Annotated in this window: 21 protein-coding genes; 5 read left to right on the top strand and 16 right to left on the bottom strand. The window is 46.4% G+C overall.

The window, feature by feature from the left end; genetic code table 11:
• Window positions 1-76 precede the first annotated feature (76 nt).
• From C400_RS0109125 to C400_RS0109100, 6 genes are all read right to left on the bottom strand, one after another.
• Window positions 77-1,612: a flotillin family protein gene (locus C400_RS0109125; protein ID WP_017426739.1), complete on the bottom strand. Its 1,536-nt coding sequence runs from the start codon at window positions 1,610-1,612 to the stop codon at window positions 77-79.
• Window positions 1,613-1,660: 48 nt separating this feature from the next.
• Window positions 1,661-2,179 carry a hypothetical protein gene (locus tag C400_RS0109120; protein WP_013372583.1) on the bottom strand — a complete coding sequence of 173 codons (519 nt, stop codon included), beginning with the start codon at window positions 2,177-2,179 and terminating at the stop codon, window positions 1,661-1,663.
• A gap of 173 nt (window positions 2,180-2,352) precedes the next feature.
• Window positions 2,353-3,516, bottom strand: coding sequence for an iron-containing alcohol dehydrogenase (locus C400_RS0109115; RefSeq protein WP_016819065.1), 1,164 nt, complete (start codon window positions 3,514-3,516; stop codon window positions 2,353-2,355).
• 184 nt (window positions 3,517-3,700) lie between these two features.
• On the bottom strand, window positions 3,701-5,344 hold the full coding sequence (locus C400_RS0109110) for a UDP-glucose--hexose-1-phosphate uridylyltransferase (RefSeq protein WP_017426738.1): 1,644 nt from the start codon (window positions 5,342-5,344) through the stop codon (window positions 3,701-3,703).
• Between the two features lie 17 nt (window positions 5,345-5,361).
• Window positions 5,362-6,351, bottom strand: a complete 990-nt coding sequence (gene galE / locus C400_RS0109105; protein ID WP_016819067.1) for a UDP-glucose 4-epimerase GalE — start codon at window positions 6,349-6,351, stop codon at window positions 5,362-5,364.
• A 1-nt stretch (window position 6,352) separates the two neighbouring features.
• Window positions 6,353-7,531: a galactokinase gene (locus tag C400_RS0109100; RefSeq protein WP_026065404.1), complete on the bottom strand. Its 1,179-nt coding sequence runs from the start codon at window positions 7,529-7,531 to the stop codon at window positions 6,353-6,355.
• Window positions 7,532-7,751: 220 nt separating this feature from the next.
• On the opposite strand from C400_RS0109100, the gene C400_RS0109095 reads away from it, so the two are divergent.
• Window positions 7,752-8,618 (top strand): AraC family transcriptional regulator, encoded by an 867-nt coding sequence (locus tag C400_RS0109095; RefSeq protein ID WP_017426736.1) that lies wholly within the window; start codon window positions 7,752-7,754, stop codon window positions 8,616-8,618.
• A 137-nt stretch (window positions 8,619-8,755) separates the two neighbouring features.
• Here the strand turns inward: C400_RS0109095 and mgrA are convergent, their stop codons facing one another.
• From mgrA to C400_RS0109075, 4 genes are all read right to left on the bottom strand, one after another.
• Window positions 8,756-9,775, bottom strand: a complete 1,020-nt coding sequence (mgrA, locus tag C400_RS0109090; protein ID WP_017426735.1) for an L-glyceraldehyde 3-phosphate reductase — start codon at window positions 9,773-9,775, stop codon at window positions 8,756-8,758.
• Between the two features lie 84 nt (window positions 9,776-9,859).
• Window positions 9,860-10,600 carry an NAD-dependent protein deacylase gene (locus C400_RS0109085; protein WP_017426734.1) on the bottom strand — a complete coding sequence of 247 codons (741 nt, stop codon included), beginning with the start codon at window positions 10,598-10,600 and terminating at the stop codon, window positions 9,860-9,862.
• The gene (locus C400_RS0109080) at window positions 10,597-11,367 is read right to left on the bottom strand and encodes an HAD family hydrolase (RefSeq protein ID WP_017426733.1); all 771 of its coding nucleotides are present in this window, start codon (window positions 11,365-11,367) and stop codon (window positions 10,597-10,599) included. Before C400_RS0109080 ends, C400_RS0109085 begins: the two co-directional genes overlap by 4 nt.
• 14 nt (window positions 11,368-11,381) lie before the next feature.
• A complete protein-coding gene (locus C400_RS0109075; protein WP_017426732.1) occupies window positions 11,382-12,188 on the bottom strand; it encodes an alpha/beta fold hydrolase in 807 nt (268 codons plus the stop codon).
• A 314-nt stretch (window positions 12,189-12,502) separates the two neighbouring features.
• On the opposite strand from C400_RS0109075, the gene C400_RS0109070 reads away from it, so the two are divergent.
• From C400_RS0109070 to ilvD, 3 genes are all read left to right on the top strand, one after another.
• Window positions 12,503-13,537 carry an acyltransferase family protein gene (locus tag C400_RS0109070; protein ID WP_017426731.1) on the top strand — a complete coding sequence of 345 codons (1,035 nt, stop codon included), beginning with the start codon at window positions 12,503-12,505 and terminating at the stop codon, window positions 13,535-13,537.
• A gap of 174 nt (window positions 13,538-13,711) precedes the next feature.
• On the top strand, window positions 13,712-13,960 hold the full coding sequence (locus C400_RS0109065) for a KGG domain-containing protein (protein ID WP_013372595.1): 249 nt from the start codon (window positions 13,712-13,714) through the stop codon (window positions 13,958-13,960).
• 343 nt (window positions 13,961-14,303) lie between these two features.
• The gene (gene ilvD / locus C400_RS0109060; RefSeq protein WP_016819075.1) at window positions 14,304-15,992 is read left to right on the top strand and encodes a dihydroxy-acid dehydratase; all 1,689 of its coding nucleotides are present in this window, start codon (window positions 14,304-14,306) and stop codon (window positions 15,990-15,992) included.
• Between the two features lie 84 nt (window positions 15,993-16,076).
• On the opposite strand, the gene C400_RS0109055 is transcribed toward ilvD, so the two are convergent.
• Window positions 16,077-17,525 (bottom strand): polysaccharide deacetylase family protein, encoded by a 1,449-nt coding sequence (locus C400_RS0109055; RefSeq protein WP_017426730.1) that lies wholly within the window; start codon window positions 17,523-17,525, stop codon window positions 16,077-16,079.
• A gap of 178 nt (window positions 17,526-17,703) precedes the next feature.
• Between C400_RS0109055 and C400_RS0109050 the strand changes: the two genes are divergently transcribed.
• Complete coding sequence (locus C400_RS0109050; RefSeq protein WP_016819077.1) at window positions 17,704-18,858, top strand: AI-2E family transporter; 1,155 nt, start codon at window positions 17,704-17,706, stop codon at window positions 18,856-18,858.
• Here the strand turns inward: C400_RS0109050 and C400_RS0109045 are convergent.
• From C400_RS0109045 to mltG, 5 genes are all read right to left on the bottom strand, one after another.
• Window positions 18,846-20,621, bottom strand: coding sequence for a peptidoglycan D,D-transpeptidase FtsI family protein (locus tag C400_RS0109045; RefSeq protein ID WP_017426729.1), 1,776 nt, complete (start codon window positions 20,619-20,621; stop codon window positions 18,846-18,848). The genes C400_RS0109050 and C400_RS0109045 overlap by 13 nt on opposite strands.
• A gap of 258 nt (window positions 20,622-20,879) precedes the next feature.
• Window positions 20,880-23,129: a methyl-accepting chemotaxis protein gene (locus C400_RS0109040; protein WP_017426728.1), complete on the bottom strand. Its 2,250-nt coding sequence runs from the start codon at window positions 23,127-23,129 to the stop codon at window positions 20,880-20,882.
• A 224-nt stretch (window positions 23,130-23,353) separates the two neighbouring features.
• Window positions 23,354-24,685, bottom strand: a complete 1,332-nt coding sequence (locus tag C400_RS0109035) for a peptidase U32 family protein (RefSeq protein ID WP_013372602.1) — start codon at window positions 24,683-24,685, stop codon at window positions 23,354-23,356.
• A gap of 32 nt (window positions 24,686-24,717) precedes the next feature.
• The gene (locus C400_RS0109030) at window positions 24,718-25,647 is read right to left on the bottom strand and encodes a peptidase U32 family protein (RefSeq protein ID WP_016819081.1); all 930 of its coding nucleotides are present in this window, start codon (window positions 25,645-25,647) and stop codon (window positions 24,718-24,720) included.
• Window positions 25,648-25,658: 11 nt separating this feature from the next.
• The gene (gene mltG, locus C400_RS0109025) at window positions 25,659-26,687 is read right to left on the bottom strand and encodes an endolytic transglycosylase MltG (protein ID WP_026065403.1); all 1,029 of its coding nucleotides are present in this window, start codon (window positions 26,685-26,687) and stop codon (window positions 25,659-25,661) included.
• Window positions 26,688-26,690: the final 3 nt, after the last annotated feature.

The following is a 26,690-nucleotide window of genomic DNA, read 5'->3' as shown; positions in this document are numbered from 1 at the left end:
ATCACAATTTCCAGGAAATGCTGTGATGAAAAGCGGTCTTTTGAAGGCTGAGAATCTACTCCCCAGAGGCTTATCGTTATTCTTTATCCGTTAGTGCCACCTCAACCAAGGGTGGATTGTGTAGCTTGTTCGCATCATCGGAGGAAGGTACGGAATGAATGCCTTTTTTTCCAGTGGTTAGTCCCTTGATCAACTGCTCTACATCAATACCGGATACACTCTTAAGCATCTCGGGAGCCGTCGCCATCAGTTCCGTGACATAATTGCTGACACGAGTTGCTCCTTCCCCTTTACCCGTATCCACAACAGTCAGTTTATCAATGGATGCAATCGGTTCGGCAATGCGTCCTGCCAGATCCGGCAGCATTTTCACGATAATATCGAGCACGGCAGCCTCTCCAAACTTCTGGAACGCCTCCGCCAGTTTTTCCTTGGCCTCAGCTTCCGCGAGACCACGCAAACGGATGACATCTGCATCGGCTGTACCTTTGGCCCGTTCTGCATCCGCTTCTGCTTGCCCGTTTAGACGTTTTTGTTCAGCTGACGCTTTAGCCTGTGTTTCAATCGAGTATTGCAGCGATTCCGCCTCACGCATTTTACGTGATTTGTCGGCTTCCGCCGCTTGTTCTACTGCATACCGATCGGCTTCCGCCTTCTTTTTCACTTCCGCATCATATTGCTTTTCACGTACCTGTATTTCCTTGGCTTGAATATCAATCTCCCGTTCCTTACGTACCAACTCAACTTTCATCTGTTCCTCGACAGCAGTCTGCTTAGCACGGGCCTCCTGAATGTGATAAGCCTGATCGGCTTCTGCCCTGGCTGTATCCTGTTCTTTCTTAAACGAAGCCACCTTCAATTCCTTCTCCTTGGCCGCCTCGGCAATATTCGTATCCCGTAATAGCTCGGCCTTCTGTCCTTCCTGTTCTGCTTGTGCCTTCTGAATTCGGGCATCCCGCACTGCCTCGGCTTCTGCAATCTCTGCATCCCTTTTGACAGCAGCAATTCTCGGCTTACCAAGCGCATCCAGATACCCATGTTTATCGCGCACATCTTTGATGGTGAATGAAACGATCTGCAAACCCATCTTTTTTAGATCGCGCGCAGCCACGCCCTGTACTTCCTGCGCAAACCGATCCCGATTACGATATACTTCCTCTACCGTCATGGAGCCGAGGATTGCCCGCAAATGTCCCTCCAGCACTTCTTGAGCCTCTCCTCTAAGCGCTTCCAGCGGCTTTCCGATGAACTGCTCGGCTGCTGTGGCTACATCCTCAATGGAACTGCCAACCTTGATGATCGCCACACCATCCGCAATCACGGGTACTCCTTGCTCTGTATATACTTCCGGTGTAGTTACGTCCAATTTGTGAGACAACAGAGAGATAAATTCGGACTGCTGGAAAATAGGCCAAATGAAAGCGCCCCCACCACGTACAATTTTAATCTTGCGACCAGAATCATCCTCGGAAATATTTTTATTTCCCAGAAAAGAACCTGTCACAATCATTCCTTCATCCGGTCCTACCGTTTTGTAACGGGCCCAAAAAGCAATCCCTAATATGACGATAACAATGACAACAATTCCAGGGATCAACACAATATCTTGCAAACTTGACACTCCCGATCACGCTCCCTTCAAGTTAAGCGAATGCGCCGTCTATGTGTCCAGATACGCTACGCGGACGACGCCCTCTGCGACCTCAACCACGACAATACGGGTTCCCGCAGCTAGCGGTTTGTGATCAAAGCTAGATGCTGTATGTATGGTGTTGCCTGCACCCAAGCGGATCATAACTTCCCCGTAACCAACCTCAGGTACAGGAATGGTAACCTCACCGATTCTGCCAGTTAGTTCACGCATCGAGAAGCCGCTGGATACCTCTGAATTCGCCATGGGCTTGATAAATGCAAAAAACACTAGCACTCCAATAACAAGTGCAATCCCTAAAGCTAGCACAACAACCCAGCCCATGGTCAGCCCAGTATACTTTGTCAGTAGTACTCCAGCCCCGCCAAAAGCAGTCATAGCCCCAAGTAGAACGACAGGTCTGAACCAATCAAGGCCCGGCAACTCTAACGCCCCATCCAGCCAGCTACCGAGTACATCCCCGATCAACACACTAACCACAGTAAAGATTGCGCCTCCTGCCAACAACCACCAAAATAAGGTTTCCATGCGACTCCTCCTTCCATGTACCTTTTCAGCCTGGTTTCCAGTCTATAACTATGTTTACGTATTCAACCTTAAAAAGTTTCAAAATTTACCTCCAATATTCCAAATTAAACCCAAAAAAGCACGTTCGTACGTCTAATGACGCACAAACGTGCCTATTATGATCCAAATGCTGTTTACAGGGATGCTTTGTAAATTTCGACTACATCTTCGCGATTGAGCTTGTTAAAGCCACCGAAAGGTCCGAATTTCACAGCTTTATCAGCCATTACATCAATTTGGGACGCATCAATATCGTAATCAGCCAGACGGCTTGGTGCACCAATCGAGCTCCAGAAATCACGCAACGCTTGAATACCTTCCAACGCTACTTCTTCATCACTCTTACCTTCTGGGTTTACATGGAACACATTCACAGCCAGCTGTTTGAAGCGTTCAGGCTTCACATGCAGGTTATGTTTCATCCAGTTCGGGAACAGAATAGCCAGTCCTCCACCATGCGGAATATCATAAACAGCAGACACAGCATGCTCAATATTGTGAGTAGCCCAGTCACCTGTCAGCCCCATGTTCAGGAAGCCGTTCAGTGCCATCGTACCACAATACATAATGGTTTCACGCAGCTCGTAGTTTTCCAGATCGTTAACCAGTCCCGGCGCCGCATCTATGACCGTACGCAAAATCGTTTCACACCAGCCCAGTTGAACCGGAGTATTGGATTCCAAATGGAAATAATGCTCGAGCGTATGTGACATCATATCCACAATTCCGTAAACCGTTTGATTTTGTGGCAGAGAGTATGTGTTCACCGGATCAAGAATGGAAAACGCAGGAAACGCATGTACGCTACCCCAGCCCAATTTTTCCTGAGTTTTTTCGTTTGTAATAACAGAACCTGCGTTCATCTCAGAGCCGGTTGCAGCCATGGTCAGAACCGTACCTAATGGCAAGGCTGCTTTGGGAGCCGCTTTACGCTCTGCAAAATCCCACATGTCCCCATCATATTTTGCACCGACAGCAATAGCTTTGGAGCAATCCAGTACACTACCACCGCCCACAGCCAGTACAAGGTCGATTTGATTTGTTTTACACAATTCAACACCCTTATGTACCGTAGACAAGCGAGGATTTGGTTCTACACCCGCCAGTTCTGTTACCTCTGCACCAATTTCACCAAGCAATTTTATTACATTATCGTACAAACCGCTGCGCTTAATGCTGCCGCCGCCATATACAAGTAGTACACGTTTTCCATATTTAGGAACTTCACGCTTGAGAGCCTCCAATTGTCCTTTACCGAAGATCAATTGTGTAGGATTATAAAATTCGAATGCTTTCATCGCAAACGTTCGCCTCCAATAATTCTAAAGTTTAATGTTAAGAAACTACTCTATTATAACCTTTATGGTTACAGGAAACAAATTGCTTTATTTTCAGAAAAAAACCATACCCCTTAAGGAGTATGGTTACATTTCACATCTTGGGAGGGTTCTCGTATTGTATTATGTGGCAACATAAGCAACTTTATTCTCCCAAGGTATAGCCCAATTGTTTCATAAAACGGCCAAACGCTTGCTGACCGGATGGATTCCGTTTATACACTCCTGCGTGCTCTAAAATTTCACTGAATTTCAGTCCAACCTCATTTTGTACGGTACGAACAGCCGTCTCCTTATCAGACAGGCGACCGAACCGGGTATTCAACTGGTAAATCCAGTCTGCATGCTTAAACAGTGGATGTCCTTCCTGCTGCATAGCCACGGCCAATTCGTCGTCCCCACACAAGATATCAGCAATTCCATCCAGCTCATCCTTGAGTCGACCTGGTAAGATGGCAAGCCCCATCACCTCGATCAGACCGATATTTTCCTTTTTGATATGATGCATCTCGCGATGGGGATGGAAAATACCTTCCGGATATTCTTCACTCGTTCGATTGTTCCGCAGTACGAGATCCATCTGATATCTTCCTTCAGAATCCCGGCGCACAATCGGCGTTACTGTATTATGCGGAATCGTTTCCCCCTCCAGCTCGGTATGAGAGAGAACGTCTACCGATGGATCACTATAACCCTTCCAGGCTTCAAAAGCAGCATTCCCCGCCTCCAACAGTGCGTCGGGATCTGTTGACGTAAAACGAATGACCGACATCGGCCAGTTTACAATACCTGCCGTAACCTGCGGAAACTCTTCATTATGGTATACGCCGTCCACACCCGCTTTTTCAATTGGGAATGTATGACGACCACCCTGAAAATGATCATGAGTTAGGATAGACCCTCCGACAATAGGCAGATCCGCATTAGAGCCAATGAAATAATGCGGAAACGCTTTCGTAAAGGCCAGCAACCGCCGCAGCGTATCCTTTGTAAGCTTCATGGGTACATGATCATGATGGAACACAATGCAATGCTCGTTGTAATACACATAAGGTGAATATTGAAAAAACCACGGTTCCCTATTCAATTCGACCGGAATAATACGCAAATTTTGGCGGGACGGATGGTTTACCCTTCCGGCATATCCAACGTTTTCACGGCACAATTGACATTTGGGGTAAACAGGCGGCGGTAAAAGCTTCGCCATTGCAATTTCCTTGGGACTTTTTTCTGGCTTGGACAAATTAATCGTAATTTCCATATCTCCGTAAGGCGTTGACTGATTCCAGTACACATTGCTGGCCACCCGATCCATTCGAATGTAGTTCGAATCGATGGATAATTGATAAAAAGCATCTGTAGCCGCTTCTATACCACGTTCAGCCTCCGTTTGATGAAAGTCACGGATGACTTCAGACGGTCTCGCCATTAGCTGGCCCATGATTTTGGAATCCAGCAAATCACGATACGTATCCGTGTTTTCAGGGATAAGCCCTATGGCAAAACCATAATCTATCAATACATTAAGCACAGGCTGGAGAGCTTCGGGGGCAATAATGCCCCCTGCTTCCCCACCGGAATAAGGCTCCGAAAACCCGAACTGCTCCAATAGCAGATTACGACTGTAATCCGTATCTTGCAGACCAATCAAGCCCTTCTTATGTGCGAAAGCAACCAGTTGCTCCACCGCATATAGAGCCGATTGCTGTACAGTTTCGTCGATGTCATGGGCCAGGTGCCGGGAAAGTTCCCGGTCTTGGCCTTTATCTACAGATTGGCGCTCGCTCATATGTCATCGTCTCCCGTCTATTCGTCGCCGTAGCCTTGAGGGTGCGACTGATGCCATCCCCATGCTCCGCTAATAATATCCTCCAGCTGGGTACGTTTTGGACTCCAGCCCAGCACCGAACGGGCCTTGTCAGAAGATGCAACCAATATTGCTGGATCGCCTGCACGGCGGGGTTCTGTCACAACTGGAATGTCGAGTCCAGTAACCTTGCGTGCCGTTTCAATAACTTCCTTCACAGAGAAGCCCTGCCCGTTGCCCAGATTGAATATGTTGCTGTCATTACCTTCACGCAAGTAATTCACTGCGCGCACATGAGCATCCGCCAAATCACTTACATGAATGTAATCACGGACACACGTACCATCAGGTGTCGCATAATCCTCACCAAACACAGCGATATGTGGACGCTGTTTTAATGCTGTCTGGAGCACCAATGGGATCAGATGGCTTTCTGGTCGGTGATCTTCACCGATTTTGCCGCTCTCATGGGCACCAGCTGCATTAAAATACCGTAAAGACACGTATTTGATGCCTAATACTTTATCAAACCAGGACATCATGCGCTCCATCATCAGCTTTGTTTCACCATACACGTTAGTTGGCTCAGTACGGTCACCTTCTTCAATCGGCACCTTTTCCGGTTCGCCATAAGTAGCGGCAGTCGAGGAAAATACGATCTTGCTTACGCCGGCATCTTTCATCGCCTCCAGCAAGCTCAACGTACCAAATACATTGTTGTCATAATACTTCCCAGGATTTTGCATGCTTTCCCCAACCAGCGAGTTGGCTGCAAAATGAATAACAGCGTCGATTTTATTTTCAGAGAACAGTTTGGACAGAAGTTCTTTATCTCTCAAATCACCTTCATACAACTTGCCTCCAAGTAATGCTCCTTTGTGTCCGGTTTGCAAGTTATCCAGCACGACAACTTCTTCTCCCAGATCCAACAGTTCTGCTACGGTATGTGAACCGATATATCCAGCTCCACCTGTGACTAAAATGGCCATGTTATTCGTCCTCCTTCAGTTCTTTAACTCCGTCTCCTGCCTTGCATACATAAAAGCTGGCTTCCAGCCCTGTACGGGTCTGATAAGCTTCGCCGACTTCCTTCACAAAACGTTCCACATCGTCCTCATGAACCAATGAAACCGTACAACCTCCAAACCCAGCCCCTGTCATGCGAGCACCCAGCGTGCCAGGAATGCGTCGTGCTTCTTCCACCATAACATCCAGCTCGGTGCAGCTGACCTCATACAGGTCACGTAATGAATCGTGTGAAGCGTTCATTAACTGACCGAAAGCTGCAAGTTCATTCGCCGCGAGAGCTTCGACAGAGGCCAGCACACGAGCGTTTTCCTCCACCACATGCTGTGCCCGGCGGCGAACTGTTTCATCTGCAATATGATGCTGAAGCTCTCCAAACCGAGCCTCATCCAGCTGTGCAAGGTACTCCAATGACGACTCCTGCTGCTGCAAAATGGACAGTGCTTCCGCACATTGACTGCGACGCTCGTTATAGGCTGAATCCACCAAACCGCGGCGCTTATTTGTATTGCCGATCACAAGCTTATAAGCTCCCGTGCGGAATGGCACTTTACGGTACTCCAGCGTATCGCACATCAGCAGAATTGCATGATCAGCCGCTCCGTTCGCTACAGCGAACTGGTCCATAATGCCGCAATTGACACCCACGTAATTGTTTTCTGCACGCTGGGATAACAAAGCAATTTCGACTGTGTCGGTTTTCTGCTTCTCGGTAGTCAGGAAAGCGTAGCCGGTCACGACCTCAATCGAGGCTGAGGAGGATAATCCAGCTCCGTTCGGTATTTCTCCATGATAGAGCAGATCGTATCCGCTAGAAGGATACACTCCCTTTTGAGCCAACTCCACCAGCACACCCACCGGATAATCCACCCACTCATCCGTTTTGCTTTTACCTATCTCTCCGCGGGGGATAGACACTTCGTACGACAGGTTTGTCGAAGCAAAATGAATTTGGTCATCATTGCGCGCACGAAGGATCAGCGTCGTACCAAATTCCAGCGCAGCCGGGAGTACATAACCACCATTATAGTCGATATGCTCTCCAATCAGATTGACGCGCCCAGGTGCATGAAATATCAGCAGTTCATTGCTGCTTTCACCATATTTTTCAATAAAATGTTTCTTTAATTCAGTAGAGTTCATATCCGCATCCACCTCATTCACCGTTAGTAAAAGTCTCCCTGATTTCCCTGTAATATCTTAATCAGGTTGACATCTCTTATGATTTCAGTATAAATGAAAGCGTCACACAATGTAATGCATCCATGTGTTTAAGCTATGGATAAATGTGACTTGGACATGTACAATGTAAGTATACCGCATCCGCTAAACTATTCACAAATGCAGGAAGGATGACTCTATTTTGCAAGCGCATTCATATAGTTATGCTGTCGCCTCTAATCCGGTGTTTTATGAAAATAGCCCGCTGCATGTGCTTTTTGCAGGAGAGAGCCAGACCAAATCCGGTCATGCTGTGGGGCCGAAAATCTATGATTACTATCTGCTCCACTTTGTAGAGTCGGGCAAAGGCATCTTTCGAACAGAACAGCACACATATCAGCTTAAAAAAAACGATTTTTTCCTTATTCATCCCGGTCAGCTGGTGAGCTATACCTCTGATGAAGAAGAACCATGGCGCTATCGTTGGTCTGCTTTTACCGGACACCATACGGAGCAGGTGGTGCAAGAGGCAGGACTGCGTGTTCATCAGCCTGTTTTCCATGCTGCCGATCAAAGTCCTATTCCCGGTTATCTGGAACAAATGCAATTGGCCTTTTACAGCAGAAAATCTAGCTCCCATCTCTCAGCCTTGGGCTACTTGTACCTAATTATGGGGGAAGCAAGTAATTACCTAAGTGACTGGACTGATCCGTCTGGGGCGGATTCGCAAATTCGACGTACAGTCAAGCAGATGGTTCAATACATGTCCACTCAGTACGCACACCCCGTTTCCATTGAGCAAATGTCTGAAGGACTTGGTTATAACCGTGCATACTTATCACGGATATTCAAAAAAGAAACGGGCATCTCCCCCGTCACCTATTTGCTTAAACTACGGATCGACAAATCACGTCAACTGCTGCGTGAACGTCCTGAGCTGTCGGTCGAGCAAGTGGCTGCATCTGTAGGTTTAACCGATGCTTTATACTTCTCACGTCAATTCAAACGTTTCTGTGGTCAGTCTCCAACCGAGTACCGGAGCAAGGTTAAGCAGTATCCTCAGTTGTAAAGTAAGCTTTGGCAGGTTTCCCTAGCTCCCTGCCAATAACAAACAGCCCGCATCCTTCAAGCGAATGCGGGCTGTTAAGTATATATCGTATAAGAGAATGTGAAATTAGGTCAATGACTCCGAAATGCCTTTTGTCATTAGGCTGTGCCGCTGTCTTGTCCGTTCCCGGCATTTAGAATCGAATCAATCCGGTCCAGCTCTTCCTGTGAAAACTCCAGATTGGATAAGGCTTCAACATTCTCTTCGATTTGGCTTACACGGCTAGCCCCAATCAGGACAGAGGTCAGACGTTCACCGCGTAGAGCCCATGCCAGTGAGAATTGAGCCAAACTTTGTCCACGTGCAGCAGCCATCTGGTTCAAGGCGCGCACCTTGCGAAGAGTTTCAGGCGTCACATGGTTCTCATTCAGGAAAACCGATGTGCTTGCTGCACGTGAATCCTCGGGAATTCCGTTCAAATATTTATTGGTCAGCAGTCCCTGAGCCAGTGGACAAAAGGCAATGCTGCCTATCCCGTTTTCGTCCAGTACATCTTGTAATCCATTTTCAATCCAGCGGTCAAGCAGAGAGTATCTCGGCTGATGGATCAACATCGGTGTGCCAAGCTCCTTCAAAATACGAGCTGCTTCTGCCGTTTGCTCTGCACTATAATTAGACACACCCACATACAGCGCTTTACCGGAACGTACGATATGATCCAGTGCTCCCATCGTTTCTTCCAGCGGCGTATTCGGATCGAAGCGGTGAGAGTAGAATATATCGACATAGTCCAGCCCCATTCGCTTCAGACTCTGATCCAGACTGGATATCATATACTTGCGAGATCCCCAGTCACCATATGGACCTTCCCACATATGGTAGCCTGCTTTGGTGGAGATAACCAATTCATCCCGGTACGGCTTCATATCACTGGCTAACACTTGTCCGAAAAATTCCTCAGCTGAACCCGCAGGAGGACCATAGTTATTAGCTAAATCAAAATGCGTAATGCCCAGATCAAAGGAGCGAGTAATCATGCTGCGACCATTCTCCGCGTTGTTAATCCCGCCAAAATTGTGCCACAAGCCCAGCGAAATAGCGGGCAGCTTAAGACCTGACCTCCCTGTACGGTTATATTTCATACTTTCATAACGATCTTCGCCAGCTAAATAAACCATGCTATCACAGCCTCTCTCGAAACATTGTTATGTCCATCACAACATCATCATAGCGCTTTTATCCGGGCGTTGACAAGAAAACGATTACAAGCCCAATTGATGAGCAAGTTTTTCCATAACTTTACCGATCGGTTCAGTGATCAAAAGATCCGCCTTGTGATCATATGAGGTGGGGTCTGTATTCAGCAGAACTGTATGTTTACCGCGAAAATAAGCAATCAAGCCTGCCGCAGGGTGAACTGTCAGTGACGTTCCTCCAATTAACAGCAGATCTGCTTGAGAAATGGCCTGAATGGATTGAATAAGGGTATCTTGATTCAACTCTTCCTCATATAAAACGACATCCGGTTTGATCATTCCTCCATCTACCGGACATTTAGGTACAACCTCGGAACTGTTCATCACTTCATTTAGATCGTAAAAGCGACCGCATTCCATACAGTAGTTGCGATGTACCGAGCCGTGAAGCTCCAGTACATTCATACTTCCTGCAGCCTGGTGTAATCCGTCAATATTTTGCGTCACAACCGCTTTAAGACGGCCTTGCTTTTCCAAAGACGCGAGGAAATGATGACAGCCGTTCGGCTTCGCATCGGGATGCAGCATTTTGCTGCGATAGAAACCGAAGAATACCTCAGGATGCTTCACAAAAAAAGAGCGGCTAAGCATAACCTCGGGAGAATAAGGTAATTTTTCCTCGCTCTGATACAAGCCTGCTGCTGAACGAAAATCTGGAATACCACTTTCCGTCGATGTCCCTGCTCCGCCGAAAAAAACAATATTCTGCGATTGCTGTATCCAATCCGCCAACGTATTAACTTTCATGCTCTACGCACCTCCAGCTCTTTATATCCACGAACCACCTTATCCGCATCCAGCAAATGACCGGAACGCTCCGGTTCCGGAGCAAATCCAATGGCTAGCCGTACTCCGGCACGCTTGCCCATCTGCATATCCCCATTACTGTCTCCGATCACTACCACGTCCGCTGGCGACAGTCCTAGTAACGCGCAAGCTTTTTCAGCCATTTCCGGGTCAGGCTTACCGTATGTAACCCTATCATGTCCGATGATCTCGTCAAAATAGGATGTCAGCCCCATCCACTCCAGATGCTCTTGTGCAGCCTCTGTACTGTCAGAGGTCACAACCGCCAGCTTCAATCCGGCACGGCGACTCTGCTCCAATAAGGTCCGCAACCCCGGAAACACCTTCGCTGCCCGATGTCGGCGGACGTCAGCCATCGCTGTTTTATTAAATTCGCGGACAAGCCGCACAGCTTCATTCCACGGGACACCGGCAGTATAAAGCTGCCAAGCCAGCACACCTGTACTTTCATCCACCGTCCCCATTGCCAGCGGACCAGAAGGATCGTAACCGATCACACGTCCCTCCTGATCGTGAACAGTGCCTAGAATGTTGCCTTTTTCCATCGTAAAACCAGCTCCCGCCACGACAAGATGCTGCTCCATCATATCCAGTATAGAACGAGCCCAAGGGCCCCACAACTGAATAAAATCCAGTAGTGTGCCATCTTTATCGAATAAGATGCCACGGCATGAATATCGCTTCCCCTGCACGATCAGCTCAGACATGCATCACACCTCCTTTACGGGTTCTTAGAAGCTGAATCTACACTCTCTTTCATCCAGTCCTGTAAAGCCGTTACCGTCTGATTCCATTGCTCAACGGCGCTAATTTTCGCAGGATTATCCCCTTTCTGGGCACCGTAACTGCCAAATTGGGCATGGTTCCCCCCTTCGACTGTAAAATACAGCGTGTTGGCAGGTAAATAAGTTCTCCCACTTTGGACATTTTTCATCTGGATGACTCCATCATCACTTCCTAGTAGAGAAATCACTGGCAGATTTTTATCCTTTAAATTACCCTTGTTATCCGGGTAGGAAGCAAGGAAAAATACACCTTTAACCTGATCAGGATGTGCAGCTGCATATCGGGCCGCCATCACACCACCTAACGAATGTCCGCCAATAACAAAGACTTCCTTCGGGTACGCCTTTAGCACTTCATTCGCCAAATCCGGTGAGATCAATGCAAGGTTCAGTGGCATTTTTACAATAATCACATGATGACCCTTTTCTGCCAGACGGCGTGCCAAGGGCGCATAGCTTTCGGGTTTAACCAACGCTCCTGGGTACAAAATGACTCCTGATCCACTTCTTTTGGCAGGCTCAAAACTTAACCAATGCTCTTGCTCATTTACTTTCACAGTATCCGCTATTTCGGCTAATGCAGCAGCAGCCGTCTCGTCAGGCTGATAAGGCGTAAATACCTTCCATGCTCCCCAACCCACGATTAGCACAATGACAATTAGGATGCCTAAAAGAATTTTCCATATTTTCCGAGATCCGCGTGTTCCATAGGAGTTGTATGATCTTCTTGTTCTTCTTCTCATCGTATAAGTTCCTTTCGCCTTTCGTACCTCGTGATTCGCAACTTGAATCTAAATGGTGTCGCTGTATTTGTTAGCATAACTATAACCTTGTTAGGGTAACATCGTTGCCTGTACAGGGTCAAATTAGCACACGTTTCCAGACATAAGCCCATCTTTATTCCGTGTTCAAGCTTTCGCCACATAAAAAGGACATGATAACGCTTACTATTGTGAATAAAATCACAATGTTACAATCCAGAGTATCGTACCTTGTTCCATGTAAAGAATTATTTTTTAAATAGTTTAGTCGGCAGAAGCCGTTCGGAGGGAAACACATGACGACAAGCCATGATGTACAAGGGGAAAGCTTTTTTCTCAATTTGCGATTTCTGTTGATTATATGCGTATTTGCAGGAAACGCCCTGGAGCCATTAGTCGGTTCACTTCATCTTGCCCAACAATGGTTCAGCTGGATATTCATGTTTCATATGCCGTTGTTTGTACTCGTTACAGGCTACTTTGCCAAAACCACTTTGACGGGTCTCGCAGGACAAAAGGTTCTGCTTCAGATCGGTATGCAATATCTGATTTTCCAATCCCTTTATTCAATTTTGGATATCGTAATCTTTCACGTTCCCCATATCCATCATTCTTTTTTTGCTCCTTATCTGCTGCTTTGGTTCCTTGCCAGCCACATCTGCTGGAGACTGCTGATGCTATCTTTTCAGAAAATACCACCAGTCTTCCAACTGGGCATATCCGTGCTACTGGGTATCCTTGTCGGATATCTCCCCGTAGACGGTATATGGCTAAGCGTATGCAGAACCTTTGTTTATTTGCCTTACTTTGTAGCAGGTTATCATTTGAATTATGCCGACGTTCGACGCTTCTTCACAACACCTGTCCGTATCATCGCTGGTATTGTATCTCTTTTACTTATGGTACTGGCGGGAACGTCGTATTTTGGTATCCCGGCAGGCTGGCTATATGGCAACATGACTTATGGTGAACTGGGCCATACCGAATGGTACGCAGGGATTTACCGTATCGGCATTTATGGAGTTCAATGGATAGCATCTATGGCGTTTCTAAGCTTTGTTCCAGCCGTCACAGGACGTATAACCGAGATGGGACGACGTACATTATATGTCTTTTTGCTGCATGGCTTAATCGTCCGTTCCGTTGTTGCAAAGGGGGTCTACGAGTATATAGATACTCCTGTGGAAGTCATGTTGATTCTAGTGTGCGCCACAGGTCTGTGCTGTCTGTTGACCATGCCTTGGGTTCGAACTGCAACACGGCCTCTGATTGAGCCACAGGTAGAGTGGATGTTGAAGCCCGCTCCTTATCTTTTTAGACGGTCTGCGTAACTTTTTATCCATTGATATTTCACAATCAGGACGCGACAACCCACTTACAGACGAGAATGGAAGTGGGTCTCCCCCTCTTTACTTCGCGCATAGTGCCTGTTTCATACAGGCAAGATGTGGTAAGTAAATGATACGCGCAACAAAAAACAACTTTTTAATAAGGAGTGATTTGTAATGGCACGTAATCAAAATCAGGGTAAAATGAGTCGCGAAGAAGCAGGCCGTATGGGTGGGGAAGCTACCTCCAAGAAGCACAATAAGGAATTTTATCAGGAGATTGGCAAGAAAGGCGGACAAGCAACCGCAAACTCACATGATAAAGAGTTTTATCAGGAAATCGGCAAAAAGGGCGGCGATGCTACAGCTGAGTCGCATGACAAAAATTTCTACAGAGACATCGGTCGTAAAGGTGGCAGAAATTAAAATATAGTTTCATATTCCACCCTCCTTTAACATAAAAACAAGCCTGAGCCCATCCGTTTTATAGCGGAATGGGCTTTTCCTATTTATCCGATAGGCTAATATATCAGGATATCAGAGTTTTGAAGAATCCAATTCAAATCCTTACAGATGCAATATATAGATAAATAAAACTGTTCCTATCTATATATTGTTGCTTACAGAACACTTCTATACTTTTTTCAAAATCCTCATATATGTAGAAATATGCGCACAACTATGATAGACTCTTTAGAAAACATCTGCGCTATTACGGCGTTCAATTGAATGCCATACCATTTTTATACTTTGGGGGGAAACCAGCATCATGACAGCTAAGACGAAAATGCGTTCCGATATGATTAAAAAAGGCTTTGACCGCGCTCCTCACCGCAGCTTGCTGCGCGCAGCGGGTGTCAAAGAAGAAGATTTTGACAAACCGTTTATTGCGGTATGCAACTCGTATATTGACATCGTACCGGGCCACGTCCATTTGCAGGAATTTGGCAAAATTGTCAAGCAGGCCATTCGTGAAGCAGGCGGTGTACCTTTCGAATTTAACACTATTGGTGTAGATGACGGCATTGCCATGGGACACATCGGTATGCGTTATTCTCTGCCAAGTCGTGAAATTATTGCAGACTCTTTGGAAACTGTCGTTTCCGCTCACTGGTTTGACGGCATGGTATGTATTCCTAACTGCGATAAAATTACCCCTGGTATGATGATGGGGGCATTGCGTGTTAACATTCCGACTATTTTCGTCAGCGGCGGTCCTATGAAAGCTGGTAAAGATAAGAACGGACGCTCTATTTCCCTGACTTCCGTCTTCGAAGGTGTAGGTGCATTCCAGGCTGGCAAAATCGATGATCAAAGTTTGCTTGAGCTAGAACAATATGGCTGTCCAACCTGCGGCTCCTGTTCAGGAATGTTCACAGCGAATTCTATGAACTGTCTCGCAGAAGCGATGGGACTCGCTATGCCAGGTAACGGTACCATTCTCGCCGTAGCAGAAGAACGCAAAGAATTCGTCAAACAATCTGCACGCCAATTGATGGAATTGATTAAGCTTGATCTCAAACCACGTGATATCGTGACTAAAGAAGCCATTGATAATGCATTTGCACTGGATATGGCAATGGGTGGTTCTACGAATACCGTATTGCATACATTGGCACTTGCCCATGAAGCTGAGGTTGACTACCCTATCGAACGCATCAATGAAGTCGCGAACCGTGTACCTCATTTGTCCAAATTGGCACCTGCTTCCGACTATCACATTGAGGATGTTCATAATGCAGGTGGCGTAAGCGCAGTGCTGAATGAGCTATTGAAGAAACCGGGCGCATTGCATGGTGACTGTATTACTGTAACTGGGAAAACCCTTCGTGAAAACGTAGAGGGTCAGGAAATTTTGGACACTAACGTCATCCACAAATTGGACAACCCTTATTCCGAGCGCGGCGGTCTAGCTGTATTATTCGGCAATTTGGCACCACAAGGCTCCATTATTAAAGTCGGTGCGGTTGATCCTTCTGTTGGCGGTTATCACAAAGGCCCTGCCATCTGCTTTGATTCACAGGAAGATGCACTGGCTGGCATCGCTAACGGTAAAATTGCCGAAGGACATGTTGTTGTTATTCGTTATGAAGGTCCTAAGGGCGGACCTGGTATGCCTGAAATGCTCGCTCCGACTTCACAAATCGTGGGCATGGGGCTTGGTGCCAAGGTTGGTCTGATTACAGACGGACGATTCTCAGGTGCTTCCCGTGGTATCTCCATCGGTCATATTTCCCCCGAAGCAGCAGAAGGCGGACCTATCGCTTTTGTTGAGGACGGCGATATCATTGAGCTGGACCTGAACAATCGTAAGATTGAGCTTCACATTACGGACGAAGAATTCGACCGTCGTCGTGCCAACTGGAAAGGCTTCGAGCCGAAAGTGAAGACAGGCTACCTGGCGCGTTATTCCAAGCTGGTGACGAACGCAAGTAACGGCGGAATTATGAAAATCTAAGTGCTTTGCCAAGATAGATTATTGTATGAACCACTAAAAAGCCTCTCGACTCCTACAAAGGATCGAGAGGCTTTTTTTATTAGGTCAACTGCTTGATCCTGTATCCGCTGTTTGTGAAGCCCTGATCGAAGTATGCATAGGCTCCCCTTCTTCGGTCATTTCACTGTTGAGTGTATGAACCACATCCCTTTGATCAGTTGGATCAAAAGCCTGGTCTGCCCGGTGCGAATCCCCCGGTTGAAAACGTTCAAACAAGGTATCAATGGGCATCACGATTAGTTTCGGTACCATGACCTCTTTTTTTTCACTCAATTGTTCTGAACCCGAAGGATGGATGACACGAAATAACAGCTTTAAATATACAGTAGATGCATGCTTAAACAGTCCTTGGGGAAGCTCCTGAATTTGAAAGCCTAATTTTTCAGGCCCTCGATGAATCATACTTACTGCATAGATCGCCTTTACACCCTTCATACCAGAATCATGTACAACCCGTTGGGTAAGATCAGGCAGTTGTCTTTTCACAACCCGAATCAATTGAATCGCTAGATGTACCAAGGACTTTGCCGTCGCTCCCAATTGAAACAACATTTTATTGTCAAAATGAAGCTCAATTATGGGGTCCCCCTTTTCCAGCCACCTACCGTTCTCCATGTTAATATTGGGTCCATGATAGATACGGCGACGATAATAAAAGATCGTGTTATTCTTGCTAACAGGACGAAGGCGGAACAAGGCGTGAAAAAGGCGCTCGTATTGTAGCCATCCGAATACCATCGTTTTTTTCATCCAATCTGTACTGGACAAGCAGGAGACAGTGGAATGATAGCCAGATTGACGGCAAAACAATGTATCCACGCGGACACTGCGTAATTGCCGTTCCTGGGCGACCCTCAATAGCTTCTCTAGCGCAATGAGCATATTCTGTGGCGCTTCTGCGTCTGCCCCCAATGTCGTACCACAGTCATGGAGCAGCATCACCTCGCCACCCCTCAGCTTTTTGAGCATTCTTTCTGCTAATTGTTTCGCTCCAATGCTGGCCTTCCAGTCACCAAACATAGAGGACCATAATACGATTCGACGACCATTGTTTTTGGAAATATCAAAAAAGTTCACAATCCCCCAAGGTGGACGATAAAAGGTCGTTCCTTCGCCAGTTACTCGACGAATGACTGACTCTGTCTGGGCAATTTGTCTTCTAACAGTAACAGGCCGCATAAGCCAATTCGATTTGTGCACATAATTGTGAATACCGATTAGATGACCTTCATCATGCATGCGCTTCAGAAGCTCAGGGTGTTTTTCGGCATTCAACCCTACAACAAAAAAAGTAGCCTTGGCATCAAAACGCTTGAGTAAATCGAGCAACTGTGGTGTATAGACTGGATCAGGACCATCATCAAAGGTTAGTGCATATTCTTGGTCACTTTTTCCACGCCTAAACACCCGGAAACCAAATATACGACTCACCAGCGCCGGAATAAAAGCATAAAAAGTTGAAATGTAAAACATCCATAACAGCAAAGTCTGCACGTTTTATCCCCACTTTTCTATTCTGAACTTCCAAGCAGGCCTCCTGAGGAAAACTCACTTACTTATATGTTATCACAATGATGTAAGCATGCCGAGATTTTGCCATTGCTACTGGTCAGCATTGAGATTCAATTTAGTGTACAATAAATAAAAATCTTAAAGGAGTCGTTGTATACATATGCTTCCATTGTACAAAAAATATTGGCGTACTGTTTTTGATATCGGTCTGATCGTATTAACCGTGTATTTAATTATGTTCGTATCCAGCAAACTGTATCAGCTAGCCGCACCTGTGTTCCTTTCATTCGTCGTGTTTTGGTGCATTGAACCTGCTGCCCGTTATTTTCATCGCAAAGGCATGAAAAAGCCTTTTGCCTCCGCACTCTCCGTATTGCTGTTTATCATCTTATTAATGGCTATTTTTTTCGGATTGGGCCTGATCCTGGTTACTCAATTTACAAAAGTCGCGCAAAACCTCCCACATTATACCCAGATTATCCAAACGGAATTCACGCGGATTCTTCATCTTTCTCAAGATAAAATTGCTGCCTTGCCTCCGGGTGTTACCGAACGTGTAAATGATTATTTTGCGACTGCTACCACCATTGCTACGAAATGGGCACAGCTAGGGTTATCTTTTTTCATTCAATTTCTCAGCTCCTTCACTGTTTTTATGGGCAACTTTGCGGTTGCCATCATTTTAGCGTTCTTTTTGAGTATGGAAATTAATCTCTGGAAAGGAATTGCCCGCAGTAAAACACCGAAGACACTAAAAACGGCGTACCTTTTTCTAAAAAATCATGTACTTAAAGCCATTTCCGCCTTTCTCAAGGCTCAAGCCTTACTGGTAGGAATTACCTTTGTGCTCGTATTTATAGGTTTACTCATTTTGCAAGTAGATAATGCCCTATCGTTGGCGCTCGTAGCAGCTTTGTTTGATATTCTGCCGTTGTTGGGTGTGCCTGTTATCTTTATTCCGTGGGCAGTGTATTTGTTCATCACGGGGAATACCGGCTTGGCTGTAGGCTTGCTTATTGTCATGGCTGTCACCGTGATTGTGCGCCAGTTGGCGGAGCCCAAAATTACTGGTAATTCCATCGGCGTCTCATCTGCCTATCTAATGCTTTCCTTTGCCATTATATCGTTATCCATCTTCGGATTGGCCGGATTAATCCTATCCCCCATTCTGATCATTTTGCTCAAGGAATTGTGGCAGCAAGGTTATTTGCAGCAATGGATTCGGTTTCCGACTGAGGAATTTGACGAGCCTCCTTTTATCGTCAAAATTCAGGAGGAAGAGCGTGAAGCTACTCGCAGGACTCAAGAGGATTGAGCTAGCAGATCCATGACTTGGCCGAACAGTGCTGTGGCCTGATTTGCAGCATGCGTTGAAGCATTTTGCACAAGAACGGCAACCGCATAACGTGGCCGCTCTATCGGACCGTAACCAATAAACCACTGGTGATTTATGGGGCGACCGTTTTTTAAAGCTTGGGCCGTACCCGATTTACCGGCCAGCTTCCAGGTTTTGTTACACAAGGAGGCACCTGTACCGTGTGTCACAACTTGTTCCATTGCTTCACGAAGCGTATGAGCCGTGGATGTGCGAATCGAGCGGCTGCCTTGGGGTAAAGGAGCAGCGTGAGCAGGTAGCTCCAGCAAGGTGCTTCCGTCTGCGTAGCTGACGCGTTTTACGATGCGCGGTGCATGTACTTGACCATCGTGCAGCAAGGTGACGATGAGGTTAGCTGCTTGGAGAGGCGTCACCAGCACATCACGCTGGCCGATAGCTGTCTGCACACGTACGCCTGGATCAGATGCATTTGTATGGGAGCCGAATACGGCTCCCTTTTCTTCGTGATCCATCGGTCTGAATTGAGCTAGCCCTGCCAGATCCCGGTCCTGCCAGCCCACGGTTCGACTCAATCCTAGTGCAGAGGCTGCGGCCTGAATTTGCTCGGCGTTAAGCCGTTCGCCGAGATGGGCGAACACACTATTACAGGATACGGCAAGCCCTTCCTCCAGGTTCAGGGTTCCGTGTCCTTCTTTTTTCCAGCATGACAAGCCGTACTTGCCATAGGCTCCATGACAATGAAATTGCTCCTGCGGTTGAACCACACCTGATTCAAGTGCAGCCGCAGCCGTAACCAACTTAAAAATTGAACCAGGCGTTACTGCTTTGAGAGCACGATTAGACCAGTCTGTTTTCTGCTGCGGATCAACATGAGCGGGATTATAGAAAGGACGAGACACCATCGCCATCACATCCGCGTTACCTGCATCAAGCACAACGACTGCTCCTTCTGCCAAGTGGTTAGATTCTGTCAGCTTCTCAATCTGTTCCTGCAACGGGAGATCAATTGTAGTCTGCACCTGTAATGGATAGTGACTATTGGATGGAGCACTGACACGAAGCGGGACATGAGTCAATGGACGACGTTGGGCATCTACAAACCGAGAGACGAATGTCTCACCAACGCCGCTTAGCAGCGGCTCTAGCGTTCTTTCCAGGCCAGCTGCCCCCATCGGCAGTTCACTTGCTCGTTCACCACGTTCATACATAAAACCAAGCCATTGTCTGCCATTGGGCAAGTCCCTATAACGTTGCGCATACGGTACAAGCTCTATGAGCGAAGGGGCTAACTTCAGCAGTCTGCCCGCTTCATTCGGATGGATTTGTACAGGCTCTCCACGTCCATCCCTCCATATGAGCGGAGATTGCAGTCCCTTCCATTGCGTCAACAGTTGCCCTTTACTCGTATGCAATAACTTGGCCAGCTCCTGTCCATGCGAAGCTGCTCGGCCATCTACATCGGGAAAAAGCACTGGCGTCCATACGACTCCTCCAGTCAAGGGCTGCCCGTGTCGGTCCGTAAACTGTCCACGCCCAGTATCAATAGCGATTCCTTCCTGTCGCTGACGTACTGACATTTCTTTAAGCGAATGCCCCCCATAAAATGACAAATGAATGCCTGCTGTTCCCTGAATCCAAGCCAGTCGGAAACATAAAATCAGTAGCGATACCATGATCCCCAGGGCTATATATGCAATTCGACGTTGACGAATGAAACTGCTATGACGCCTAGACACATCCATCCTCCTTTCATCATTTTTCCAGTAGTATGTCCGGTGATGGAAAAAGAAAACCCACTCAACATGTAATGTTGAATGGGTTACCGAATTTATTGGATATCTAGTGATGAATATGGGCTACAACCTAAAATTTCATCTAACGAATAATATACCGTTATAAAAATAGTAATGGCTAGAACCACCCAGGCCCACTTTGTGTTTCTATTCATAATCTGCTTTCCTTCTCAAGAGATTTCCCTGATAACCTTGATTTTACAACACCTACACTGTAAACCTTGAAAGCTGTTCTTTCAAATTCACTGAAACTCCTTCCAGCTTATCAGACAAGCCTACCAGCTGATTACCGATATTGGCCTGCTCATTACTGAGAGAAGCGACTTCCTGCGAAGTAGCAGAGGATTGCTCGGCCACCGCACTAACATTGGTCATTGCCTCAGACAAAGTAGTCTGCGATTCACTCAGATGATGAATGGAGGCGGTGACTGTTCCCAACCGAAGCGCGAACTCGCCCATTTGCTGCTGCACCGATTGGAAAATGTCCGTCGTTTCTCGTACGGCTCCCATCTGCTCTCGGAACAGCGGGTACACTTCAGATAACGCCTGTACCGTTTCATTCATCTCATTGACGATATTATTCGTAATACCTGTAGCTGTACGAATGGCTTGACGTGATTGTTCTGCCAACTGACGGACCTCATTTGCAACCACCATAAAACCACGCCCGGCTGTCCCTGCTCGTGCCGCTTCTATCGTCGCATTCAGGGATAGAATGTTCGTTTGTTTAGCAATATCCTGCAATACGTCCAGCACCTTAAAGACATCGGAAGTTGTCTTCTTCAGTTCATCTACTTTGCCTACCAAAGCATGCGTAGTTTCTTCCGTAACCTTAGTCTTGCTCAATAGATTTTTCAGCTGAATTGTCCCTTTTTCACTGGACTGTTCAACTTCTTGTGCGACCAGACTCATTTCATAATTAGAAGTCATAACCGTATCCATTTGCTGGGATATATTCCCCGTTAATCCGCTACCACGTTCCGCCTCTGTTGCTAAACTGGTGGCACCATGAGCAATCTCTTCCGTCGCAGCTGCAATTTCTTTGGCTGAAACGGCTGTCTTCTTCGAGGCATCACTCAGTTCCGTCGCTGTATTCAGTACCTCCTGTGCTGATGCATTCGTCTGTTCTACCAGCAGTGTAATTTGCTCCATCATTGTATCAAAGCTAGCGGACAACTGCCCAATTTCATCCTGAGCCTTATAGTTCGTTCGGATTTGCAAGTTGCCTTTGGCGCCTTCAATCATTAAATCCTTCAGGTGTGTCAGTGGACGAGCCACGAGGCGCACGATCCACAGGCCGATGAACAATGCAATGAGTGCAGCCACCGCAGCAAATACCCAGGTCGTAGTTAGAATCCCCTTAGCGTCTCTCACCAGCTCGGATACAGGTACTACACCCACGAGAATCCATTTGGAAGTTCCCAGTGTATTATGAACCGTAAGCACACTTTGCTCTTTGCCATCTGCTACCTGCTCCATAATTTGATTTCCTTCGATCCCTTCAAGCTTGGAAACGTAATCCAGCTTTGTCTTACCCCCGGCCAAGCTCTCATTGTTAGAACCTACAAACTCCCCCTTGTCTGTCACAAGGCTAATCATACTGCCTGAGCCCAAATTAACACCTTTCAACTCGTCCTCCACCGCACTGGCCTTTAAATCCATAACCAGAACATAAGTCCCTCCCAACCCGGACATGCTGTTCATGGATCGTGCCAGACGAAAGGTCTTGCTGCCATTGTCATTCACCTGCGTAGGTAGCCAAACCATTCCCTTGTTTTTCAAAATATCGTTAAACCATGCTTCCTGCCGTACATCCTTTTGTGTTCCGGTACCCATTGCAGCTAAACTGGTTTCTTCCGGGTACAAATACAATGAATCAATCGCTTTATTTGTAAAAGCAATATTGGTTAATTTCTTGTTTACTTCTCCCATAGCAACAAAAGATGCAAAGGGATTTTTATCTTGCTTTACAGCCTTTTGCAACTGATCACTTAATTCAGTATCGAAAAATACCTGTGTCGATGTGTCTTGAAAGCGCTCTAAAATAATATCAAGCTTTTCCGAAGTTTGCTGAACCGTTTGCTGATACGCTGTAGCTGCATTTTGCTCAATCGTGCTTTTAGCTCTGTAGTACGAGAGCATTCCCAAGCTGACCACAAATAACATAATGGCCGCAAAAAAGATCAGAAACAACTTCATCCCAACCGAACGGATCGGATTATAGTTTTTGACTAAATGCATAAAATCCTTACTGTATCTTTCAGGCTTAAGTAAACGCTTTAAATTGTTTGTGCATTTACGTAAGACCTCAGCTACCCAGGGAGTACCCTTCGAAGACATCACAACCGTCTCCTCCCCTTTATCCGTTGTTACTTTACTTCCTTTTAAACCTTTCATTTGATCCTTTTTCTTGGGTTGCCTTTTTGCTGTATTCCCCTCTTTTTTCCGAAAACCCATTCCTCTCACCTACCACTATATAATTAGTTTCTTGTTCCACGTCATCCATTATGTATCTATTATCTATATAGTCTCTATCGGAACTATTCGACAAGGAATGTAGCTTTCCTTTGAGTACCCACTAAATTTTGTGAAACTTTTTTCCTAGAAAACTATTCAAAAAAAAGCCTCTCCAACCGATAGGAGAGGCTTTTGAATCTTTTAACTTGTGACTTAAGACTTATTTACTTCTTTTTACGCATCATATCAAAATATGATACAGGCTGATCTACCTTCATTTTGATTCGTTGAAGCGGATGACGTGCAGCATCTAATTCGTTGCCTTCCTCATCCCAGATCGTTCCGACCGTTTGCTTGAAAAATGTTCCGTTCGGACCGAAAAATTCAATTTCATGACCTGGTTTAAAATGGTTGCGTTGTTGAATCGTTGCGATGCCACTTGCAGCATCGTAGTCCATGACCAGTCCGGCAAAATCATAAGGGACCGCTTTTTCTTCCGGCTCATAAATATGATCCTCATGATCCGGTGTATCATAGAAGAATCCAGTATTTAACGGACGATTGGCTGCCTTGTTAATTTCTTCAATCCATTCTGGTTTGAGTACATAATTTTCCGGATCAGCCATATAGGAATCAATCGCTTGACGGTAGACATTCACGACCGTAGCCACATAGTGGATGGACTTCATACGTCCCTCCACTTTAAAGCTGTCTACACCCACATCAATCAGATCAGGAATATTTTCAATCATACACAGATCCTTGGAACCCATAGAAAAAGCATTATCGCTCTCTTCAAACAATGGAAGCTGGTTAACGCCAAGCTGGAACTGTTTTAGTACATTGTTGTCCTGTGCCTCTTCCTCAGATATCCAAACCTCACCTGGTCGGGCATCCTCAAACAAATCATATTTCCAGCGGCAAGACTGACAACATCCTCCACGATTAGAATCTCGGTCTGTAAAATGATTGGATAACACACAGCGACCGGAAAATGAAGAGCACATTGCACCGTGGACAAAAGCTTCGATTTCGATGTCCACATGCTTTTTAATTTCTTCGATTTCCTCCAAGCTGGTTTCACGTCCAAGTACCACACGCGGCAGTCCCTCGTCTTTCCAGAACTTTACCGCTTGCCAATTCAGCGTGGACTGCTGTGTGCTCAAATGCACTTCCAATCCGGGAACTGCCCGCAATGCCACGGATACAATAGCCGGATCAGCGACGATAACAGCATGAATTCCTACTTCATACAGATTGCGCAAGTATTCCTCAATTCCGGCAATATCTTCATTGTGAGCATAGATATTAGTCGCCACAAGCACCTTAGCGCCGTACTTGTTGGCGAATTCCACACCTTCACGCATTTCTTCAAAACTGAAATTATCGGCGTTAGAACGCAGACCGTATTTTTGCCCACCTATATATACAGCATCCGCGCCATAGTGAACGGCAAACTTCAGCTTTTCTAGATTTCCGGCAGGAGCCAACAACTCCGGCTTATCCAAACGATTTCGTTTACCTGTATATTTTCTCGTTTTGGTGATCGTTCCCATGACGTTCCCCCCTCTGTAAATTCATTTTGTAATTAATAAACCTGCTCTTTGTAGAAAAATCCGAAGGAAAGTTCCCGTTCAGGGTCTTGAAGGCGGCGAACCTCATCCAGCCAGCTTTCATCATAAACATAAGCATCCGGGTCGGCTGTATAACTGTCTATAGCTTTACGGTAAGCACGGACAACTGCCTCATTGTAAGCTGTGGGTTTCAACAAGCCCTCGATCTTAAAGCTGTGCACGCCCGCCTCCATCAGAATATGCAGATCCTCCATGATACAAAAATCATCCGAACTCATAATATGTGTCCCGTTGATATCTTCGTAAATGGGGAACTTCTCTTCCTTCCGCTCTGCTTCAATCAGAAACAAGCCACGCCCTCTGCCGAGATCACCTTCTACCGTGCGACCTTGGTGCAGCATATAGCTTTGAACAAGCTTACGCTTGGAGTGATAAATATTGGTCATTCCATGTACCTGAACCTGTGCTTCTATGTTCAACTTTGGAATCATTTCCGTAATCTCATCCATACTGAGCTCACGAGCCAAGATGACACGTGATGCCCCTTTTTCACCCCAGTAGTTGGCGGTTGCGAAGTTGGTAGAAATCATCTCTCCGTTCCAGAAGAGTTTCAGATGAGGGGCATATTCCTTCACAGCCATGAGCACTGCTGGATCATTAAACTCAATGGCGTCTACGCCGCATCCAGCTATGGTCTGCACATATTCGGGAAGAAGTGGCAATAGCTCATTCGTCATCAAATTCGTCATAGATACATATACCTGCGCCGCATGCTTCCGTGCCTCTTCCACAACCTCACGGATTTGGTCCGGGGTAAAATGTCCTGGCAGTCGCATGCCAAAGCGGTCATCTCCAATCAGCAATGCAGTTGCTCCAGCCTCCAGCATATGGCGGGCATCCTCCGGAGAGCTGGCAGTTGCCAGCAGTTCGGGTTTGTAAGCCATAGGCTCACCTCCTAATTTGTCTTACGGTTACTTATCTGAATGTTATGCAAATGTTCTTTATACGTTTTGGCAAATAAATGTTTATGTGTCCCATCTTTTTTGGTCACATAAAATAAATAATCTGTAGATTTTGGCTGTAGAGCCGCCACTACTGATTTCAGACTAGGACTTGCAATCGGTCCTGGCGGAAGTCCCTGATGCATATACGTATTATAAGGACTTTCTACAGCCAAATCCTTGTAATACAGTCGTTCCTTTTGCTTGTCCAGCATATATTGAACTGTAGCATCAATTTCCAGCTTTTTATCCTGTTGAAGACGGTTATAAATAACGCCAGCTACGATAGGCCGCTCATCGTCTACAACTACCTCGCGCTCTACCAGAGAAGCAACTGTCAGCAGCTGATGCAGTGTTTCACCCCGTTGCTGCAACCCGGCATCCAAGTCAGAAATGGTATCCAGACGTTTTTGCGTCTGCTCCAGCATCGTCTGAATGATATCCTTGGTTGTGCTTCCTTTTTTCAGTTCATAGGTTTCCGGGAAAAGATAACCTTCCAGCGCATAGCGAAGCCCCATCTGCTTTGGTATGTCCCGCACCAGCGCGACGTCAAAAGCGGACGGATCGTTGGCCAGCTGCAAAAATTGCTGCCGGTCCGCCAGTCCTTCCTTTTGCAGTTTATCTGCCATCTGTCTAATCGTAAAACCCTCCGGGATTGTAAAACGAATCATTTCCTCTTTGACTACATCCCCAGCCGATAGCTTGGCAATCAACTGATCAAAGGTTGCGCCAGGCTGCGCTTCATATTTTCCAGCCTGAAATGCGTTTCCTTGCTGTTTGAATTTTACATAAGCCTTAAACACGAGCGCATTACGTATAAGTCCCTTTTGCTCCAGCGTATCTGCAATAGCCGATGTTCCCGTACCTCTTACCACCGTAAAAGCAACGGGTTGTGTTTTCGGCTGAACAGGCTGCATGGCATTCCATATATAGAGGAGTGCACCTCCTGCTATGCAAACAAGCAGGAGAAGCAACGTAAGCATCCT

Origin of the sequence: Paenibacillus sp. ICGEB2008 (assembly GCF_000307675.1) — a bacterium.
Classification (GTDB): Bacteria; Bacillota; Bacilli; order Paenibacillales; family Paenibacillaceae; genus Paenibacillus; species Paenibacillus polymyxa.
Note: the sequence above shows the minus strand (reverse complement) of the source record. Positions and strands in the feature narration are given on the sequence as shown.

Bases quoted from the DNA above. Each gene is read 5' to 3' on its own strand.
- C400_RS0109120 (WP_013372583.1), bottom strand. From the start codon at position 2,179: ATGGAAACCTTATTTTGGTGGTTGTTGGCAGGAGGCGCAATCTTTACT.
- C400_RS0109115 (WP_016819065.1), bottom strand. From the start codon at position 3,516: ATGAAAGCATTCGAATTTTATAATCCTACACAATTGATCTTCGGTAAA.
- C400_RS0109110 (WP_017426738.1), bottom strand. From the start codon at position 5,344: ATGAGCGAGCGCCAATCTGTAGATAAAGGCCAAGACCGGGAACTTTCC.
- galE (WP_016819067.1), bottom strand. From the start codon at position 6,351: ATGGCCATTTTAGTCACAGGTGGAGCTGGATATATCGGTTCACATACC.
- C400_RS0109100 (WP_026065404.1), bottom strand. From the start codon at position 7,531: ATGAACTCTACTGAATTAAAGAAACATTTTATTGAAAAATATGGTGAA.
- mgrA (WP_017426735.1), bottom strand. From the start codon at position 9,775: ATGGTTTATTTAGCTGGCGAAGATCGTTATGAAAGTATGAAATATAAC.
- C400_RS0109085 (WP_017426734.1), bottom strand. From the start codon at position 10,600: ATGAAAGTTAATACGTTGGCGGATTGGATACAGCAATCGCAGAATATT.
- C400_RS0109080 (WP_017426733.1), bottom strand. From the start codon at position 11,367: ATGTCTGAGCTGATCGTGCAGGGGAAGCGATATTCATGCCGTGGCATC.
- C400_RS0109075 (WP_017426732.1), bottom strand. From the start codon at position 12,188: ATGAGAAGAAGAACAAGAAGATCATACAACTCCTATGGAACACGCGGA.
- C400_RS0109070 (WP_017426731.1), top strand. From the start codon at position 12,503: ATGACGACAAGCCATGATGTACAAGGGGAAAGCTTTTTTCTCAATTTG.
- C400_RS0109065 (WP_013372595.1), top strand. From the start codon at position 13,712: ATGGCACGTAATCAAAATCAGGGTAAAATGAGTCGCGAAGAAGCAGGC.
- ilvD (WP_016819075.1), top strand. From the start codon at position 14,304: ATGACAGCTAAGACGAAAATGCGTTCCGATATGATTAAAAAAGGCTTT.
- C400_RS0109050 (WP_016819077.1), top strand. From the start codon at position 17,704: ATGCTTCCATTGTACAAAAAATATTGGCGTACTGTTTTTGATATCGGT.
- C400_RS0109045 (WP_017426729.1), bottom strand. From the start codon at position 20,621: ATGGATGTGTCTAGGCGTCATAGCAGTTTCATTCGTCAACGTCGAATT.
- C400_RS0109040 (WP_017426728.1), bottom strand. From the start codon at position 23,129: ATGGGTTTTCGGAAAAAAGAGGGGAATACAGCAAAAAGGCAACCCAAG.
- C400_RS0109035 (WP_013372602.1), bottom strand. From the start codon at position 24,685: ATGGGAACGATCACCAAAACGAGAAAATATACAGGTAAACGAAATCGT.
- C400_RS0109030 (WP_016819081.1), bottom strand. From the start codon at position 25,647: ATGGCTTACAAACCCGAACTGCTGGCAACTGCCAGCTCTCCGGAGGAT.
- mltG (WP_026065403.1), bottom strand. From the start codon at position 26,687: ATGCTTACGTTGCTTCTCCTGCTTGTTTGCATAGCAGGAGGTGCACTC.